The following is an 18,627-nucleotide window of genomic DNA, read 5'->3' as shown; positions in this document are numbered from 1 at the left end:
GCGCCGCCCCTTACAGAGGAGGAGACACAGGTGAGCATCATCAGCCCGCAGTCAGCCACCGCCAACGCCGGCGCCGACCGCCCGGCACCCCCGGACCTGCCGATCACCCGGCTCGGTCCGCGCTTCGGCGCCGAGATCCGCGGCATCGACCTCGGCCGCCTCGACGACGGCCAGGTCACCGCGATCAGGGAAGCCCTCGTGGAGCACAAGGTGCTCTTCGTACGCGGACAGGATCTCGACGACGCCGCGCAGATCGGGTTCGCGCGGCGCCTGGGCGACGTCACCACCGGGCACCCGGTCCACGACTCCGGTGACGTGGCCCCCGAGGTGTACGCCGTCGACAGCCAGGACAACGGATTCGCCGACGTCTGGCACACGGACGTGACGTTCGTACGGCGTCCCCCGGCGATCTCCGTCCTCCGGGCCGTGGTCCTGCCGCCCCACGGCGGGGACACGTCGTGGGCCGACAGTCAACTCGCCTACGAGTCCCTGTCGCCGGGGCTGCGCACGTGGGTCGACTCCCTCACCGCGGCGCACGACGGCACCCGCGAGTTCGGGTACTACCTGGCCCAGCGCAGAAAGGGCCGCGGAAACCTCTGGGAGGGCGAGGTGTTCACCGACCTGACGCCTGTGGAGCACCCCGTGGTACGGGTGCACCCCGAGAGCGGGCGCAGGGGACTGTTCGTCAACCCCGGGTTCACCTCGCACATCGTCGGCGTCTCGGAGTACGAGAGCCGGGGCGTGCTCGACATCCTGTACGCCCATCTCACCAAGCCCGAGCACACCGTGCGCCACCGGTGGCAGCCCGGTGACGTCGCCCTGTGGGACAACCGCAGCACGGCTCACTACGCGAACCGGGACTACGGTGACCGGCACCGCGTCATGCACCGCGTCACGCTGCGCGGGGACATCCCGGCCGGCCCCGCGACCACCCCGACCTCCCCTCGGCCCGCCGAGGACAGCCACCGGGAGGTCGCCGCCGCACCGAGCCCCCTCGGCTGACGACCACTGCCCGACGGTCGGCGCGTGTACCGCGTCGAGGGCCGCGTACCGCAAGGCGCGCGGCCCTCGATGGACCCGCCGTGGCCCCGAGTTGTCGTCGCTCTGCGCCGGGGTCCGGCCCACCGAGGACGCCCCGCGCCGCCTTCCCCCGACCCCAGCGGGCCGTCTCCTCGTGGACGGCCTCTCCCACAGCGGGATCGCGGCAACGCTCCTGGTCAGCCCGGGGAGACCGGCAGAGCCTTCGCCTCCCGCATCCTCGCCTAGCGCCAACTCCGCTATCAGGACCGGGCAGTTGTCCGCGCGTACCGCCGCAGCCCGCTGACCTGACGCTCCACGGGGGCAGCGCGAGTACCGGTGGACCGTGGCGGTGGGACGGACCGGGGCGCCCGGAACGTATGTCCGCTCCCCCGGCCACCGCCCGTACGCGGGTACTCACCAGCGCGTTTGGCCATCCGTCCGTGGCCCGCCGTTTGCCCGGCCCGGCTAGCTTCACGCACGCACGCCCCGCCGACGTGTGCTGCCCGTGAGTTGCTTCTCCCCGAGCCAGAGGTCGCCTGATGACGCTCACCACCATCGAGCCCCCGCCCATCGACTTCCCGTCCACCGAGTCCCCGTCCGCCGACTCCCCGTCCGTCGAGAGTGCCGCGGACGGACTCCGTGTCACGGACGAACTGCGTGTCACGAGACGAAGAATGCTCCAGACCGCCGCCGTCGCCCTCGGTGCCATCGCCACCGGCACGGTCGGCGCGGCGAGCGCGGCCGCAGCCCCGGCCGAATACGTCCTGCCGAAGGGCTTCAACGGCGACATCTCCGATCTGAAGCACGTCGTGATCCTGATGCAGGAGAACCGTTCCTTCGACCACTACCTCGGTCAACTGCCCGGCGTGCGCGGGCAGAACGACAAGCAGGTCCTGAAGTTCCAGGACGGCACCGACGTCTTCCAGCAGCGCGACGCCAACGGCACCGTCGTACCGCCGACCGTCTCGACCGCCACTTGGGGCGACAACCACAACTTCTACGGCGCCAACGGCGGCCGGTGGAACACCTGGGTGCAGGACAAGGGCGCGCAGTGCATGGGGTACTACACCCCCGACCACATGCCGTGGATGTACTCGCTCGCCTCCCAGTACACCGTCTGCGACATGAACTTCTGCTCCCTGCACGGGCCGACCATCCCGAACCGGTACTACCTGATGACCGGTACGTCGAACGGTGAGACCTCCAACGCCGGGCAGAACAACTACAGCAGGACGTGGCTGACGGTGCCCGAGCAGCTGGAGAAGGCCGGCATCAACTGGCGGGTCTACTCCGACAACAGCGGCAACGGCGTCACCGGCAGTCTCCAGAGCGGCTACATCGGTGAGTACGGCTGCAACGTGACGAACAGCTTCCAGGCGTTCGACCCGCGGTCGGCGAGCGCCGACGACCTCAAGCCGGGCACCGGCAAGGTCTGGAAGGCGAACTCCTTCGTCTACTCGGGCGCCACCACGCCCAACGACGACTCCGAGGCGAACCTCGACGCGGTGCTGAGGGACCTCATCGCGGCCTGCGAGCCGGGCGCGGAGTCCCCGCTTCCCGAGGTCTCGTGGATCGTGATGCCGGCGGCGTGGAGCGAGCACCCGGGCTTCGACACCGTCCACGGCGAGCGCTACATGAACAAGGTGCTCCAGACGCTCCAGAGCAACCCCGACATCTGGAACCACACCCTGGTGATCATCACCTACGACGAGAACGACGGGAAGTTCGACCACGTACTGCCGCCGCGCCCCGAGCCGGGCACGGCGGGCGAGTTCTCCGGCAGTACGCCGTACGGGTTCGGTCCGCGGGTGCCGATGCTGCTGATCTCGCCCTGGACGCGCGGCGGTTACGTCGCCTCGGAGGTGTTCGACCACACCTCGACCGTGAAGTTCCTGGAGACCTGGGCCGCGTCCCTCGGCAAGCCGTTCACCAACCCGAACATCACCGACTGGCGCCGCTCCATCTCCGGCGACCTGACCAGCGCGATCGACTTCGCCCACCCGCAGCCCGGACCCGCGGACATCGCCGACCCGGTCCACGGGACGCCGCCACCGCTCTCCGCGGACCGGATGAAGCCGCGCGGCCTGTCCTTCCACCCGCACGCCACACTCGCCGAGAACCGCTCGGCCGGCACGGTGACCGCGTCCATGACGCTGACCGGCGGCCCCGACGGCAAGGCGGTGAGCCTCCAGGTCTTCCCCGACAAGTACCTCGCCTTCTCCAACACCCCGTACACGGTCTCCGCTTCGAGCCCGCGTCAGTACACCTGGGACGTGAAGAAGACCGACGGCAAGTACGCCTTCTCCGTCTACGGGCCCGACGGCTTCGTGCGCTCCTTCGCCGGACAGGTCGTCCCCGCCGGCCAGAAGAACATCGCGATCCCGCGCGCCGACGTGGAACTCGTCCCCGGTTCCGACTTCGGAGTCCGGCTGACGCTGCGCAACGACGGCACCGGCACGGTCCGCTACACGCTGACGGCGAACGACCACCTCGGCGGCACCCAGACCTACAGCGTCGCCGGCGGAACGTCGGCGGTCGTCGACTGGCCGACCCGGCTGGGCTACTACGACGTCGTGATCACCGCCAACACCGGCACCGGCTGGACCCAGCGGTACGCCGGCCGCGTGGCGACGGTATGAGGAGCGAGGACATGAGACCCCGAACCATGCCGCCCAGGACCATGAGGCCCGGCACCAGACTTTCCGTGGCCCTTCTGACGACTCTCGCCGCGCTGCTCGCGCCGATCTCCCTGATGGCGGGGACGGCGAACGCGGCGGCACCGGCCTCCGCGGCGCGGCAGGCCACGCCGGCGGCGGTCACCGTCCCCGACGCGGGCGTCCTCGACGTCGACTTCGCGGACGGCACGCCGGCCGACCACGCCCAGCGGCTCGCGGTCACCACCAAGGGCACACCGTCGGTCACGCGCGACCGGACGGCGGGCAAGAACGTGGCCACGTTCAACGGGACCACGGACGCCTACACGTACCCCTTCTCCGCTCAGTGGTCCAAGCTGACCGGCGGGTTCTCCGTCGAGTGCAGATTCCGCTGGAACGACGCGTCGATCCCGACGTCGGGGCAGAAGGCGATCTGCTCCAACGCGCAGTCCGGCGGCGCCGATCTCCAGATCGACAGCGGTCAGCTGGCCTTCTCGGTGAACGTCGGCGGCTACAAGTACACCCACGCCCCGATCGTGCCCGGCCGCTGGTACGACGCCGTCGCAACGTGGGACGGCACGAACGTCAAGCTCTACGTCGACGGCGTGCTCGCCTCGACCACGGCCGCGGCCGGGTCCTTCACCGTCCCGGTGGCAGGGGCGCAGAACTGGACGCTCGGCGCCGACTCGGCGGCGAACGGCGGCATCGAGACGCCCTCGCCGGTCAGCCTCAGCACGGCCCGCGTCTGGGATTCGGTGCTCTCCGCCGACCAGGTGGCGGAGTTCGTACGGCAGAACAGCGCGCCGCCGCCCGGCGCGCCCGACTGCGCCGCGTACGAGCGGGAGATCGCGGGCGCGGCCGACGCCGCCGCCGGTACCGTCGTCCTCGACGAGGACTTCTCCCGCGCGGACTCGGCCGACTGCTGGAACCAGGCCACCGGTTCGGTCCCGTGGAAGGTGCGCGACGGCCGGCTCGTCGGCGGCTCGCCGGCCGCGGGCGACCAGCCCGTGATCACCTTCGGCCCGCACCTGGACGACTACCTCTTCGAGGCGACCGCCCGTTTCGACAGCGTGCTGAAGCCGGCCGGTCCGTGGTTCGCGCTGATCGCGGACACTCCGGAGTCCGGGGTACGTCCGTACCCGGCCTTCGCGCTGCGCACCGACACGACGGCCGCCGACGGCGTCCGCGCGATGACGCAGAACGTGACGTCCTCGTCGGCGCTCGCGAGCGCGGCGTACGGCTCGGACCTCGGCACGGGCGGCGATGTGGACGTCGCGCTCGAAGTGCACGGCACGCTGGCGAACTTCTACGTCGGCGGCAAGCTCGTGCTCGGCGGCGTCACGATCCCGCGCACGACGAAGGGGGCCCTCGGTTTGTACCTCGACTCGGCGACCGTCTCGTTCGACGACGTCAAGGTGACCAGGCTCGGCCCGCTGGAGACGGCCGGCTTCATGACCGACACCTTCCGCCTTCCCGCCGTGCCGGTCTCCGGCGCCGTCCACCAGCCGCTCGCCGGACTGTGGAACAGCGGCTGGGTGGGGCAGGGACAGGCACCGGTCACCTTCGCCAAGGAGTCCGGCGACAGCTGGCTCTCTGTGAACCCCGACGGTGTCGTCACCGGCACCGCCCCCGACGAGGTGCCGCAGGACGACGGCGAGATCACCGTCAAGGCCGGCGACGGCACGACGACCTCACGGATCCAGGTGCAGATCCCGGTGGCCGCGGCCGGGGCGGCGCCGCGGATCCAGAGCGCGTCGTGGAACGCCTGGGACGGCGGCGGCCATGTGACCGACGCCGTCGCGAAGAACGTCGCGGTGATCGCCACCCAGGGCATCGACCTGGTCGGGTTCCAGGACGGGGGCGCCGCCATGGCCCGCAAGGTCGGCGACGCCCTCGGCTGGCATGCGTACGCCGCCGGTGATCTCGGCGTCGTCTCGGCGTACCCGATCTCGGACGCCGACCGGGTCGGCCCGACCGGCACCGCGCCGGCCGCCGCCGTCACCCTCGACGTGGCCGGGACGCCGGTACGGGTGTGGGACGCCCACCTCGACGAGGCCGACTACGGCCCGTACCGCGCCTGCTTCGACGGCGCCAAGGACCTGGCCGCCCACGAGAAGACCACGACCCGGTACGCCCAGGCCCGGGCCATCGCCCAGGAAATGGCCGGCGACCTGTCCGGTGACACCCCGGTGCTGCTCCTCGGCGACCTCGCGTCGCCGTCGGGCGCCGACTGGACCGCCGTCACAGCGGGCGCGCACTGCGACGCCGGCGCCGTCGACTGGCCGGTGCCGGACGTCTTCACGGACGGCGGACTGACCGACTCCTACCGGGTCGCCAACCCCGACCCCGAGGCCGACCCCGGGAACACCTGGTCGCCGATCACCTCGACCCACGGCAACGGGCGGGACGAGCCGCAGGACCGTATCGACTACGTCTGGTCCGCCGGCGCCGAACTGCACGTGGAGGAGGCGCACGCGCTCACCGTCGGCTGGCCGTCCGAGGACGACGTGGCGGACAACTCCTGGGCGAGCGACCACGCGGCGGCGGTCACGACCTTCACCCTCGGCGAGGGCTCCACCACCCCGGCGCCGGACCTGCCGGTCGTCTCCGTCGACAACCGCACCATCGCCTACCAGGTGGGCCACGGTCCCGTGGACGCCGCCGCGTTCCTCGGCGACATCAAGGCCACCGCCGATCCGGCCGACGCGACCCTCGCGGCCGACCTGTCCGGGGTCGACTTCGGCGCCCCCGGCTGGTACACGGCGCTGGTCACCGCGACCAGCGGGCGCTACACGTCGCACCCGGTCGCGATGACCGTGCGCGTCGCCCCCGTGCCCGGTCTTGTCCTCTCCTCCGACACCGCGACGTTCGGCGTCGGCGAGACCATCGACGAGCCGGCGGTCCTGGCACGGCTGGAGCCGATCCTCGACGTGCCGGGTGCCGTGAACGTCGGGCTCTCGGACGTCAACAGCCGGGTTCCGGGCCGGTACCCGGTCACCGTGACCGCGACCGACCAGTGGGGCTTCACGGTCACCCGGTCCGCGACCGTCGAGGTCGTGGGCACGCCGGACACGACCGCCCCGGTCATCACCACCTCGGTCGCGCCGGGCGCGCCCGACGGCCGCGACGGCTGGTACGTGTCCGCGCCGGCGATCACGGCGGGCGCGAGCGACGACGACGGCTCGGCGCCGACTCTTGAGTACCGGGTCGACGGCGGCGCGTGGGCGCCGTACGCGGGCACGGTCACCGTCGACGACGGCACTTGGACGTACGACTTCCGGGCCACCGACCGGGCCGGGAACGTATCGACGGCGTCGGTGACGGTCAAGGCCGACCGGGTCGCCCCGGTGACGACCGCGTCCGCCGCGCCGGGTGCCGGCGCCGGTGCTCCGGTGACGGTCACCCTCACCGCCACGGACGCGACCTCGGGCGTGGCCCGGACCGAATACCGCGTCGTCGACGGCGGCTGGGCTACGTACACCGCGCCGTTCACGGTGACGCCGACGGCCGCGGACCAGGCGGTCGACTACCGGTCGACCGACGTGGCCGGCAACGTGGAGAAGGCCGGCCGGCTGGTGATCCCGGCGATCACCCGCGTCACCCCGACCGTCACCGCGACCGCTCCGGCGGCCGTATACGGGACGGCGGCGAAGGTGACGGTCACGGTGAGCGCTCCCGGACTGCCCGCGACCGGCGTCGTCACCCTCACCGAGGCCACGACCGACGGCCCGAAGGCCCGCGGCACGGCCACGCTGTCCGACGGCAAGGCCGCCTTCACCCTGCCGGCCGGTCTGGCGGTGGGCGGCCATGACCTGACCGTCTCCTACGCGGGCGGCGACCTGCTGACCCCGGCGACCGCCAAGGTCACCGTGACGGTCGCCCTTCCGGCGGCCTGGATCTCCTCGACGGTCTACAACACCGGTGACACGGTGGGCTACCAGGGCAAGCTCTACCAGGCGTCGTGGTGGACGCAGAACCAGAAGCCGGGCGACCCGAACGGGCCGTGGCAGGAGATCACACTGGCCGAGGACGGCACAGCGATCTGGACCGCGTCGAGAATCTTCGACACCGGGGACGTCGTGACCTACCGAGGCACGACCTACAAGGCCAAGTGGTACACCCGCAACCAGGAGCCCGGCGACCCCAACGGGCCGTGGCAGGAGATCACACTGGCCGAGGACGGCACCGCGATCTGGACCGCGTCGAGAATCTTCGAGGCCGGAGACGTCGTGACCTACCGAGGCACGACCTACAAAGCGAAGTGGTACACCCGCAACCAGGAGCCCGGCGACCCCAACGGACCGTGGGCGGTGATCGGCTGACAACCGGCTCTTCCGACTGACCCAGCGGATCCCGGCCCCCACGTGGGGGCCGGGATCCGCCGCGTTTCCGCGCTCGGTCGCGGACGGGGGGCGCCGCGCCGGATCGACCGACCCGTCACACACCCATGGCCGACGAAACCTGCCCGAACCGCTCCGTTAACATGTTCGAACCCACGACGACCGCCGTCAACCGCTCGTTCATCGGAAACCACGAGGTCCCGCACGAAGAGCGAACCATCCGGGCAGAACCTAACAAATCACCCAGACCATTGATATTCATAGCATCAGGGCTGTTTTCGCGAATGAGCCGAATAAGCCGCAGAGTTACGTCCGTCGCGCGGCACCAACCGCAGGCGACGCTGTGGGCTGCGGCGGGTGCGGTGACCGTCGGATTTCTCGTCACGCTGGAGATCGTCGCGCATCACCTCGGCGTGCCGGGGCCGATCACCAGCCAGGTGCGCGAGGTGGTGTTCGCCCCCAAGTCGGGTTTCCTGCTGTACGCCAGCATGGCGTTGATGATGGTGGTGCTCACCTGGCGGCAACGGTTGATCGCGGTGGGCGCCGCGATCGGCATCGACGTCGTCTTCCTACTGGTGCGGTGGGCGGCCGGCGCCAGGCCGACCTTCGGCAACGGCGCGTTGTGGGTCATTCTGGGCTGTGCGGTCATCGCCGTCACCCGCCGCACCGGCCGGGAACGGGCGCTGCTGCTGAAGGGTGTCGGGCTGAGCCTGCTGCTGGTGACCGGCCGCAAGGTCGGGGACACCTGGCTGCTCACCACGTCGAAGGTCCGCCCCAATGTGCTCGACCCGTACGTGGCGACCGCCGATCGCGCGCTGGGCGACCCGTCGTGGCTGGTGGGCCGAGCGGTCGCGGCCACCGGCCCGATCGGCACCCATCTCCTGGACTACGTCTACATCCAGCTCGCGGTGGCCGCGGTCGCGGTCGCGCTGTACCAGCTGCGTCATGTGGCGGTCGAGCGCCGATTCCCCCGGCACCACCTGGTGCGCACCTTCCTGGTCATCGGCCTCCTCGGGCCGGGCATCTACATGATCTTCCCCACGGTCGGACCGGTCTTCGCCTACGGCGCCGACGGCGGGCACTGGGCGGCGGCCAACCTGTGGCCGCACACACTGCCGCCGCTGAGCACCCCGCACCCGATGCCCTTCGACGAACTCACCCCGCGCAACTGCATGCCCAGCCTGCACACGGCGTGGGCCACCGCGATCTTCATCCATTCCCGCAGGGGCCCAAGAGCTCTGCGCTTCGCCGGCGCGTTCTGGCTGGTCGCCACCCTCACCGCGACGCTGGGATTCGGCTACCACTACGGCGTGGATCTCGTGGCCGGCGCGGTGTTCGCGCTCACGATCGAGGCGGCGCTGCGCGCGTTCGACCGCGGCTGGGACACGTCGGGGGTTCAGCTGGTCGCTTACGGCGCGGCGGTCTTCGCCGCGCTCCTGGTGTCGTATCGCTGTCTGCCGACGCAGATGGCCACGTATCCCTGGGTGTTCGGGCCGCTTCTCCTTCTGGCGATGGCCTCAGTGATCTACGGCTATGTCCGGACCACCAGGCAGTGGGAACCGCGGCCCGAGCCGGCCCGGCAACCGGAACGGCAGCCCGTACTGGCGTGATTCCTGTCGTACCGGCGCGCCGGAGGGGCAGAATGGTCGCCATGTCCTCACGCTGGTCGATCGGTTCGCGCAACTCGCTGCTGTCCATCGCCTCCACGGAGTCCGTGCTGTCCATCGGCTCGGCCGGCTCGGCCCTGTCCATCGGTTCCGTCGCGTCGTTCGGCTCCTTCGGCTCGCTCGGGTCGAGCATGTCCGCCCTGTCGATCGGCTCGTTCCAGTCGTTCGGCTCGTGGCTGTCGGGCCAGTCCAGCGGCTCCGCGCTGAGCTGGCAGTCCGACGGCGCCGTGCTCTCCCGCCGTACGTACGCCCCGCCCGCGAGCCTGCTGCCGCGCGCCGCGCTCGCCGTCACGGCCACGGCCGTCACCGGGCTCGCGTGGTGGCAGATCCGCCGCGCCCTGCGATGAGCCGGGCGGGAGGCGGGCCCCCGCGACGTCACATCACCTTGTACCCCGCCACGTCCGGACCTCCGCGCGGTTCCGCGCCTCACCGGGCCAGAGCCGCCCGCGCGGCCCCGACCGCCTGCTCGGCGTAGCCGCGGCCGAACAGCGCCGCGTGCACCAGCAGGGAAAGAGCTGGTGGAGGGGAACCCGGTCCGCCCACCCGTCGGCCAAGGGCGCGACCTCGCCGTAGGCGTCCAGCACGCGGTCCGGATAGGGGCAGCCGAACAGCCGGAGCACGGCCAGGTCGCCCTGGGCCGTCACCGGCCTCTTCGACGCGCGCCCGGGCCGGGCACCGAGCGGGGACGCACCGGCACGGGGCGGTTGAACACGGCGCTGAGGGGACGGGAACGGTCGAGGGCGCCCACCTTACGGGCGAGGTTGTCGGCCCCGACCCCTTGAGCACCTCCAGCCCCAACGGCATGCTGGGACCTCACATCGCGCTTGACATGAACCCGACCGGTTACCGAAAGGACAACGATGACTTCGTCCTCTTCCCCCTTCGACCGTCGTACCCTTCTGCGCGGAACGCTGGCCGTCGGCGCCGGCGTCGTACTGGGACCGGTCCTGGTCTCGGGCTCGGCGTACGCGTACTCGTGGTCGCGGACCCTCTCGCAGGGCGCGAGCGGCGCCGACGTCACCGAACTGCAGATCAGGGTCGCCGGCTGGGCCACGAGCAGCCCCGGCCAGACCCGGGTGGCCATCGACGGGAGCTTCGGCCCCGGCACCGCCACCGCGGTCCGCCTCTTCCAGTCCGCCTACGGTCTGTCGTCCGACGCCGTCGTCGGGCCCGCCACGCAGGCGCAGCTCAACGCCCTGGAGCAGTCGGACGGTTCCACCGCGCACTTCAACTTCAGCGAGTTCACCGACCGCGTGAGCGGCACGTTCGACGGCGGCAAGGTCAGCGCCGCCGCCGCCAAGGAGAACGCCCGCCGCGCGATGTACAAGCTCGAAGCGCTCCGCAAGAAGCTGGGCAACGTCCCGATCACCGTCAACTCCGGCTTCCGCAGCATCGCGCACAACGCCTCGGTCGGCGGAGCGAGCGACAGCATGCATCTCTACGGCACGGCCGCCGACCTCGACGTTCCCGGCGTGGCCAACAAAACCGTCTACCAGAAGGCGGAAACCTGCGGCTTCTCCGGCCTGGAGACGTACACCGAGGACCACCAGCACGTCGACAGCAGGGCCGACCTGGGCCGCGCGTGGTGGTGGGAGAACGGCACGATCTGACCTGCTGTCGGCTCTGGTCGACTGCCGCCGTGGCCCTCAGCGGTGGCGTAGGCCGGGGCCGACCGCCGCGGGGGCACAGGCTCGCGGACGACCCGGCCGACCGCGCCGTGCCACGGCCGGTTCCGGCGGGGTGCTTCCGGCAGGGTGCTTCCGGCGGCGGATCGAGCCGCACGGTTCTGCCATACGGCACAGCTCGCGTGCGGTCGCCGCAGCGCGGCCACACTGTCGCGCGCCGGCGCCGGCGCCGCAGTCGTGACGGCCGGCCAGGCCGTCCCCGTACGGGTGCGGGCCGGCCGGTCAGCGCTGGGCGCGGCCGACGCGGCGGAGGCGAGGCATCGCCCTCCGGCTACGGTCACATACCGGATGCGTACGTCACGGCGCTTCTACTCGTCTGTCACAGGGGTGTCCTGGTGTCACCTCCCTGGAAACCGCGCTGGTGATGGGAGTGTCCGGAAGGACAGAAGGGCTTGCTCGGCACGAGCGGGCATCCGTTGTGGAGGAGAAGCCATGCGCGTCCAGAAGATCTCGGTCATTGCCCTTGTCGCGGTGACCGTGGGCCTCTCGCTCACCGCCTGTGACAGCGATGACGCCAACGGCTCTTCCACCTCGTCCAGTTCCCCCACGTCGGCGGCGGCGCCCACGCAGGGCGGCACCGGTTCCGCCAGCCCGACGGCGCCGCAGGCCGACACCTCCGTGAACGGCAAGGGTGCGGCGGCCACCAGCGACTCGGGCAAGGGCTCCTCCGACGGCTCCGGTACGGCCGACGGCGGTGTCTGCCAGACCGCGCACCTCTCCTTCACCAGCTCGTTCGGGATGGCGGAGGGCGAGGTGCTGATCAACCTCACGAACACCGGCGCCGGCGCGTGCACCATGCACGGCTTCCCCGGGGTGGACCTCAAGGGCCGGTACGGCACGGTCAGCGCGGAACGCAGCCACGTGACCGCGCCCGACGTCACCCTCCGGTCCGGTGAGGCGACCCGCTTCACCCTGCACTTCCCGCCGAACAACTCCGGCGGCAGCGGCGTCACCTTCACCAGCCTGGTCGTCACCCCGCCCAACGAGACCCACTCCCACACCATGGCCCTGTCCATCAACATCCCGGCCGGCGACGGCTCCGGCCCCACCATCACCGTCGACCCGGTAGGCGCAGGCAAATAACCCCGCCCGACAGCATTGGCGTACGAGCCCGCCTCGCGCCCGCGATGCTGGACGAACCGCGTACGGGGTCCTACGCGGGCGCCGCGCGCAGCTGACCGGCTCGGCGGGGCGGTCTGCGAGGTCGGGGGGTGGGGGGTGTTTACGGGCTTGGGGGCCCGGGAACGTCGCCGGGGCAGGCAGGGGCGGAGGCCGGTTACGGTCGGCGGGCAGGGGGAGAGCATGGCGGAGATGGTGGCGTTCACGATCGGTGACGGCGAGGCGCGGGTGTTCGTCGACGTCGCCGACGACGAGAGCGGGGTGCAGCGGGTCTCCCGTGGCGGGGACGCGATCCGGGCGGCGACGGCGACGTTCGAGGCGGGCTTCGGCCACGTACGGGACGCGGCGGCGCACGCGATCGCCCAGCTCACCGCGCTTCCGCAGCGGCCGTCCACCGTGGAACTCGAGTTCGGGGTCAGGATCAGCGCTCAGGCCGGGGCGGTGTTCGCCCGCACCGGGGCCGACGGGCATCTGAAGGTGCGGATGGTCTGGGAGAGCCACCCACCCGCCGCGGGCGCGTCCTCGGAGGCCGGCGCGGACGATGACGACGACGACGCGGACGCCAACAGCTGAGCAACAGCCGACCGGGCCCCCGTACACCTCCACGCCGTACGGCTCCGGATCACCTGGCGTCCTCCGGCTCGGTACCGCGCTGCTGCGGCGGCCGCACATCCTCGGGCGCCTCGGCCGGGATCGAGTGCGCGGCGGCCACGATCGGCCCCGCGGCCACAACCCGCCCGCCGCCAGCCCCCGGCGGCGTACCCGGGCCCCCGGCAGAACCCCCGTCCGCCACCTCCAAAAGCGCCCCACCGTCCAGGACCGGCCCGTCCCCCCGCCGCTCCACCTGGCTCCGGTACAGCGTCGTACGCCCGACCACCACGCTCGCGCACAGCACGCCGACGATGCCGGGCGCGAGCAGCGACGCGTCGCCGACCGTCTCCACCGCCATCACCAGCACGGCCAGCGGCGCCCGCGCCACCGGGCCCAGGCACGCGGCCATCCCCACGACCACGCAGGCCAGCGGGCTGTGCGGCACCAGGCCGGTCGGCTCGAACAGCCGCCAGACGACGGCCCCCACGCCCGCCCCCACCACCAGGCAGGGGCCGAAGATCCCGCCTGAGCCGCCCGAGCCGACCGACACGGACGTCGCCACGATCTTCGCCAGCGGCACGGCCACCAGCACCCACGGGGACAGGTCCAGCAGGACCTGGCGCTGCGTCAGCGCCTGCATCAGCCCGTAGCCGGTGCCGAGCACACCGGGGACCAGCAGGCCGAGGCCGCCGACCATCAGGGCCCCCACCGTGGGGAACAGCAGCCGGCGGACCGTGGTCCGGGCGACGGGCTCGACGTGCTCGTGCACCCAGTAGAAGCAGAAGGCGTACAGGCGCCCGGCCGCGCCCGCGAGCAGGCCCACCAGGGCCAGCGGCAGAAACCCCCGCAGTCCCCCGAAAGAGGTAACCGCGTGCGGGCCGAAGAAGGTGCCGAAGCCCAGACAGGCGCCGAAGGTGACGAACCCCGCGGCCGAGGCGAGCAGGGCCTTGGGCAGGACGGCCGGGTCGGCGTCACGCCGGTAGAGGAGTTCCGCGCCGAGCAGGGCGCCGCCGAGCGGTGCCCGGAACACCGCGCCCACGCCCGCCGCCAGACCGATGACCACGGCGGTACGGGCCTGCCCGGGGGTGAGCCGGGCCCGGCGGGCGATGATCGAGCCGAAGGACGCCGAGATCTGGGCGGCCGGGCCCTCCGTACCGCCCGATCCGCCGGCTCCGATGGTCAGCGCGGAGGCGACCAGCTTCACGAAGGGGACCTGGGCGCGCATGCTCAGCGGCCGGTGGTGGGCCGCCTCGATCGCGGCGTCCGTGCCGTGCCCGCTCGCCTCCGGCGCGAACCGCACCACCAGGACCGACGCGAGCAGCGCCCCCGCCCCGGCGACCAGCGGGACCGCCCAGGGGCGGCTGGAGGAGTGCGAGTGTTCCAGAACTCCCTTGGCGGTGGTGCCGTAGGGGCGGTAGCCGCCGATGTCGCCGAGCAGCCACTCGGTGCCCCAGTGCACCAGCTCGTAGAGCGCCACCGCGCCCAGCCCCGCGACCGCGCCGATCAGCAGCGCGAGGACGATCCAGCGGGGAAGCGTGTCACCGGGCCCGCCCGCCGGCCCGCTGGGCAGCCACCTGCGATCGCCGTCGGCCGACGCCCCGCGCCCACCACCACCGTCAGCAGACGCCCCGCGGCCCGGCAGCCATCTGCGCCCACCACCGCCCGCGGCCGGCGCCCCGCGCCCACCACCGCCGGCCGTCGCCGACCTCGACGAGAGCCGTAAGCCCCGCCGCTCGGGCTCCGCCGACGACCCGCGTCCGCGGCTGCCGGTCTGGTCCGGCCCGTCCTGAGCGCTGCCCAACATCGGTCCATCCGGTTCCGGGGAGCCGACCGCCGGTGGCCCGGACTACAGGGGGCGGGCCCGGCACCGGTAGTGACGCCCTATCAGTCTTCGGTGAGCTCGCCTATCCTAGAGGAGGTTCCGTCACTCCTGAGGAGAGAAGGGGGAGCTGATGAACGGGGAACAGGGGGAGTTCGCGTCGTCGCTGCCCGATCTGACGGACATTCCCTTGGACGAGATCCTGCACAGCACCGACAGCGCGCTCGCCCACGCGCTGCGGCGGGTGCTCCAGCAGGCGGCGGGCGCGGAGTCGCCGATCTCCGCCTATCAGTCGGGGGCGCAGTTCTTCCCTCCTGACGACGACGGCTGATGACGGTGACGGGGGCACCGCCGTACTGGCCGGACGAGGCCCTGGACGTCCCGGCCCTGCGCGCGGCCGGTCTGCGGGCGCTGCCGTTCCAGGAGTTCCTGCTCAAGGTGCAGAGCAGCTGCAATCTGGCCTGCGACTACTGCTACGTGTACCGCGCGGGCGACGAGAGCTGGCGTACGCAGCCGCGCAGCATGTCGGCGGAGACGGCGGAGCTGGCCTGCCGCCGTATCGCCGACCATGTCAGGACCCATGGCCTGCGGTCGGTCCGTGTCATCCTGCACGGCGGTGAACCGCTGCTGGTGGGACCGGCGTTCATCGACGGCCTGGTCCGCCGGCTGCGCGCGCTGCTGCCGGAGACCACCAGGGCCGAGTTCACCATCCAGACCAACGGCACGCTGATCGACGACGCCGTACTGGAGTTGTGCCACACGCACGGCATTCGGCTCGGCGTCAGTCTGGACGGCGACCGGGCGGTCCACGACCTGCACCGCCGTTCCCCGGGAGGGGCCGGCAGCTACGACGCCGTGGCCCGGGTGCTCGCGCGGCTGGGCGACGACCGCCACCGCCCGCTGTGGGCCGGGCTGTTGTGCACGGTCGACATCACCACCGACCCGGCGGCCGTCTACGGCCATCTGCTCTCCTTCCGTCCGCCCGCGATCGATCTGCTGCTGCCGCTCGCCAACTGGGGCCGCCCGCCGCTCGGTCGTACGGACGATCCCGAACGGGTGCCGTACGCCGACTGGTTACGCGTGGTCTTCGACCTCTGGTACCACGCGCCCGCGCAGCCGACCCGGATGCCCTTCTTCGAGGGGATCGTCGATCTGCTGCTCGGGGGCAGAAGCGGCGTCGAGAGCGTGGGCGGCGGCCCGGCCCGGCTGGTGGTGATCGAGACCGACGGGACGCTGACCCAGTCCGACCTGCTCAAGACGGCGTACCCGGGGGCGCCGTGGACCGGGAGCGATCTGCGCCACGACGCCCTGGACAGCCTGCTCGACCATCCCGGCTTCGTCGCACGGCAGTTGGGCCCGGACGGCCTGTGCGAGGAGTGCCGGGCCTGCCCGGTCGTACGGGTCTGCGGCGGCGGGCTGTACGCCCATCGCTACCGGCCCGGCTCGGGGTTCCACCATCCTTCGGTCTACTCCCCCGACATGAGGGCGCTGATCACCCACATCTCCCGTACGGTCAGCGGCGACTTCGCCCGGCTCGACGGCGGACCGGGCCGGTGAGCGGGCAGGGCCGTCACGGACGCGGCTGGTACGGACGGGGCATATGAACGCGCGGAGCCGGACCTTCACCCCGCTGGAGTTCCCCCGGCAGGCGCTGGACGCGCTCGGGGCGGGCGGCGGCGGTCCGCAGGCGTTCGCGCTGCTGCGCTCGGCGCGCCGCAGCCGCAATCTGCTGCTGTTGCGGGCCCTGCGCGAACGGGCCCGCGCGGCGGAGCCGGACGGTGGCGGCGGGCGGGTGCCGGCGTATCTGGAGGACGGCCTCGATCTGCTGCGGACCGTACAGGCGCACGCGCCCGCGGTGTTCGACGCGGTCATGGACGACCCGATGACCGGTGCCTGGCTGGGCTGTTGGGCGCGGGGCGGCCCGTCGGCGGAGACCGCCGCGGAGGCGGCGTCGCTGGCCGCCGCGGCCGCGCACCGGGCGGGGCTGCGCTTCCGGATCGAAGTCCCCGTACGTTCCGGCGCGGTGATGCTGCCCGGACTGGGGCTGGCGCTCCCGCCGGGCGCGGTGGACACGGCCGAGGTGACCGGCGACGGCGCGCACTGCCGGGTGGACGGTCCGGCTGGCGGCGTACGCGTACCGGAAGGGGACCTTGCGACCCGGGACGGCGACGGCTGGTACGGGCTGCGCCGGGTGCGCTGTGTCGCGGAAGGTCGGACCTGGACGTTCCGTCTTGACTCGCTGAACCCCTTCCGGCTCGGCCACGATCCGGTGGAGCCCCGCCCGCTGGACGCCGAGGAGGCCGCCCGGTGGGAAGCCGAACTCGGCGCGGCCTGGCGGTTGTTGGTCAGCCGTCACCCGGCGCGGGCCGACGAGGTCCGGGAGGTGGTGAGTTCGGTGGTGCCGCTGCGCGGGGAGGGTCCTGCGGTCGACGGGCGCGGCGGCTGGCTGAGCGCGACCCTCGGCGACGCGGTGGGTCTGGTCGCGCTGGCCCCGCACCCCGGCACCCGGACGCTGGCGGCGGGGCTGGTGCACGAGGTCCAGCACTCCAAGCTGTGCGCGCTTCTGGACCTCGTCGACCTGCTGGAATCCCCGCCCGGTACGCGCTGTTACTCGCCCTGGCGCGAGGAACCGCGCCCGCCCTCGGCCCTTCTCCAGGGCGCGTACGCCTTCATGGCGGTGGCCGCGTTCTGGCGGGACGAGACGGCGGCCGTACGGGCCGGGGTGGCGCCGGTCTCCGGTACGGCGCCGGGCCCGCTGCCGGCGGCCACGCAGGAGAAGGCTCCCGACGACCCGGCCTCAGCGACGAGCGCGCCGATCGGGCTCCCGCCGCAGGCCGGGCCCGGGGCTCCGCTGGTCGCGGCGGCCGAAGCCCCGGCCGACGCGTCGCCGGAGACGCGGTTCGCGCACCGGTACCGGCAGGCACGCGCGGCCGTCGCCGAACTCGACGCGTCCGACTGGCCGACCGGGGACGGCCGACGGTTCCTGACGGCGATGCGGCGCACTCTCGACTCCTGGAAGGACACCGCGCCGGGCCCTCGGCACCTGAACCGGGCGGTGGTCGGCGCGGCGGAGCACCGGGTGCGCTGGCGGCTGCGCCATCTGCCGCAGCCCCGGCCGGCGGTGGAACTCCTCGTCTCGGCACGGGCGGCGGGCCGGCCGGCCCCGGTGGCGGCGGCCGCGCTGCTGCGGGCGCCCGGCACTCTCCCCCCGGACTGCTGGGAACTCCCCGCCGCGCCGCCGCCCCCGGACACCGCGGGGACTGCGGCGGAGCTCGAAGCCCTGCTGAGCGTGCCGGACGCGGGCGGCCCCGAGCAGTGGGCAAGGCTGGCCGCCGCCGCGCTGCTGCTGGCCGACGACCGCGCTCCGGCGCTGGCGGCGATGCCCGAACTCGTCCGGGCCGTGCACACCGCGCTCGGGCCCGCAGCGGGTCAACCGGCGCCGGGGGCGCGGGGATCGGGGCCGGTGGGAGCGGGGACGGCCTGGTCGCCGCTGGACCTCGCGCACTGGCTCCTGCCGGTCGTGGCGGCCTACCCGAGCGCGCCGGGCGCCTGACGTCGGCGTCGGGGCGGCGCCGACAGCAAGGCCCCGGGTACCGAGCCGGCAGCACGGCGCCGGGCCGTTCCCGCGCCGACCCCGTAACCCTGCCGGGACAGCCCCGCGCCGCCGCCCCGCGCCGAACGCGTAACCCTGCCAGGACAGCCCCCCGCCGCCGCCCCGCGCCAAACGCGTAA

At 72.8% G+C, this 18,627-nt stretch carries 12 protein-coding genes and 1 pseudogene; 11 read left to right on the top strand and 2 right to left on the bottom strand.

Going from position 1 to position 18,627, the window contains the following annotated elements; all coding sequences use genetic code 11:
• Window positions 1–36: 36 nt before the first annotated feature.
• The 5 genes from OHA30_RS18545 to OHA30_RS18525 all read left to right on the top strand — a co-directional run bounded on the left by OHA30_RS18545 (window position 37) and on the right by OHA30_RS18525 (window position 10,028).
• A complete protein-coding gene (locus OHA30_RS18545; protein ID WP_328917901.1) occupies window positions 37–1,002 on the top strand; it encodes a TauD/TfdA dioxygenase family protein in 966 nt (321 codons plus the stop codon).
• Window positions 1,003–1,559: 557 nt separating this feature from the next.
• Window positions 1,560–3,659: an alkaline phosphatase family protein gene (locus OHA30_RS18540; RefSeq protein ID WP_328914974.1), complete on the top strand. Its 2,100-nt coding sequence runs from the start codon at window positions 1,560–1,562 to the stop codon at window positions 3,657–3,659.
• An 11-nt stretch (window positions 3,660–3,670) separates the two neighbouring features.
• Window positions 3,671–7,996: an OmpL47-type beta-barrel domain-containing protein gene (locus OHA30_RS18535; RefSeq protein WP_328914973.1), complete on the top strand. Its 4,326-nt coding sequence runs from the start codon at window positions 3,671–3,673 to the stop codon at window positions 7,994–7,996.
• Window positions 7,997–8,298: 302 nt separating this feature from the next.
• Window positions 8,299–9,624, top strand: coding sequence for a phosphatase PAP2 family protein (locus OHA30_RS18530; protein ID WP_328914972.1), 1,326 nt, complete (start codon window positions 8,299–8,301; stop codon window positions 9,622–9,624).
• Between the two features lie 41 nt (window positions 9,625–9,665).
• Window positions 9,666–10,028, top strand: coding sequence for a hypothetical protein (locus OHA30_RS18525; protein WP_328914971.1), 363 nt, complete (start codon window positions 9,666–9,668; stop codon window positions 10,026–10,028).
• A gap of 79 nt (window positions 10,029–10,107) precedes the next feature.
• Here OHA30_RS18525 and OHA30_RS18520 read toward each other — a convergent pair.
• Window positions 10,108–10,310, bottom strand: a pseudogene (locus OHA30_RS18520) (fructosamine kinase family protein); the annotation flags it as partial.
• A 231-nt stretch (window positions 10,311–10,541) separates the two neighbouring features.
• Between OHA30_RS18520 and OHA30_RS18515 the strand changes: the two are divergent.
• The 3 genes from OHA30_RS18515 (at window position 10,542) to OHA30_RS18505 (ending at window position 13,058) form a co-directional block, all read left to right on the top strand.
• Window positions 10,542–11,291 (top strand): D-Ala-D-Ala carboxypeptidase family metallohydrolase, encoded by a 750-nt coding sequence (locus tag OHA30_RS18515; protein WP_328914970.1) that lies wholly within the window; start codon window positions 10,542–10,544, stop codon window positions 11,289–11,291.
• A gap of 507 nt (window positions 11,292–11,798) precedes the next feature.
• Window positions 11,799–12,449 carry a DUF4232 domain-containing protein gene (locus OHA30_RS18510; RefSeq protein ID WP_328914969.1) on the top strand — a complete coding sequence of 217 codons (651 nt, stop codon included), beginning with the start codon at window positions 11,799–11,801 and terminating at the stop codon, window positions 12,447–12,449.
• Between the two features lie 219 nt (window positions 12,450–12,668).
• Window positions 12,669–13,058 (top strand): CU044_2847 family protein, encoded by a 390-nt coding sequence (locus OHA30_RS18505; protein WP_328914968.1) that lies wholly within the window; start codon window positions 12,669–12,671, stop codon window positions 13,056–13,058.
• 49 nt (window positions 13,059–13,107) lie between these two features.
• On the opposite strand, the gene OHA30_RS18500 is transcribed toward OHA30_RS18505, so the two are convergent.
• The gene (locus OHA30_RS18500) at window positions 13,108–14,880 is read right to left on the bottom strand and encodes a chloride channel protein (RefSeq protein ID WP_328914967.1); all 1,773 of its coding nucleotides are present in this window, start codon (window positions 14,878–14,880) and stop codon (window positions 13,108–13,110) included.
• A 148-nt stretch (window positions 14,881–15,028) separates the two neighbouring features.
• On the opposite strand from OHA30_RS18500, the gene fxsA reads away from it, so the two are divergent.
• Genes fxsA through OHA30_RS18485 form a run of 3 tightly spaced genes read left to right on the top strand, consistent with a single transcriptional unit; the run spans window position 15,029 to window position 18,448 of the window.
• Window positions 15,029–15,226: an FxSxx-COOH cyclophane-containing RiPP peptide gene (fxsA, locus tag OHA30_RS18495; RefSeq protein WP_328914966.1), complete on the top strand. Its 198-nt coding sequence runs from the start codon at window positions 15,029–15,031 to the stop codon at window positions 15,224–15,226.
• Window positions 15,226–16,452 (top strand): FxsB family cyclophane-forming radical SAM/SPASM peptide maturase, encoded by a 1,227-nt coding sequence (locus OHA30_RS18490; protein ID WP_328914965.1) that lies wholly within the window; start codon window positions 15,226–15,228, stop codon window positions 16,450–16,452. The genes fxsA and OHA30_RS18490 overlap by 1 nt, the downstream gene beginning before the upstream one ends.
• A gap of 43 nt (window positions 16,453–16,495) precedes the next feature.
• Window positions 16,496–18,448, top strand: a complete 1,953-nt coding sequence (locus OHA30_RS18485; protein ID WP_328914964.1) for an aKG-HExxH-type peptide beta-hydroxylase — start codon at window positions 16,496–16,498, stop codon at window positions 18,446–18,448.
• Window positions 18,449–18,627 lie beyond the last annotated feature (179 nt).

Source organism: Streptomyces sp. NBC_00223 (genome assembly GCF_036199905.1).
In the GTDB taxonomy this organism is placed as follows: Bacteria; Actinomycetota; Actinomycetes; order Streptomycetales; family Streptomycetaceae; genus Actinacidiphila.
This window is presented reverse-complemented; position numbering and strand designations above follow the sequence as displayed.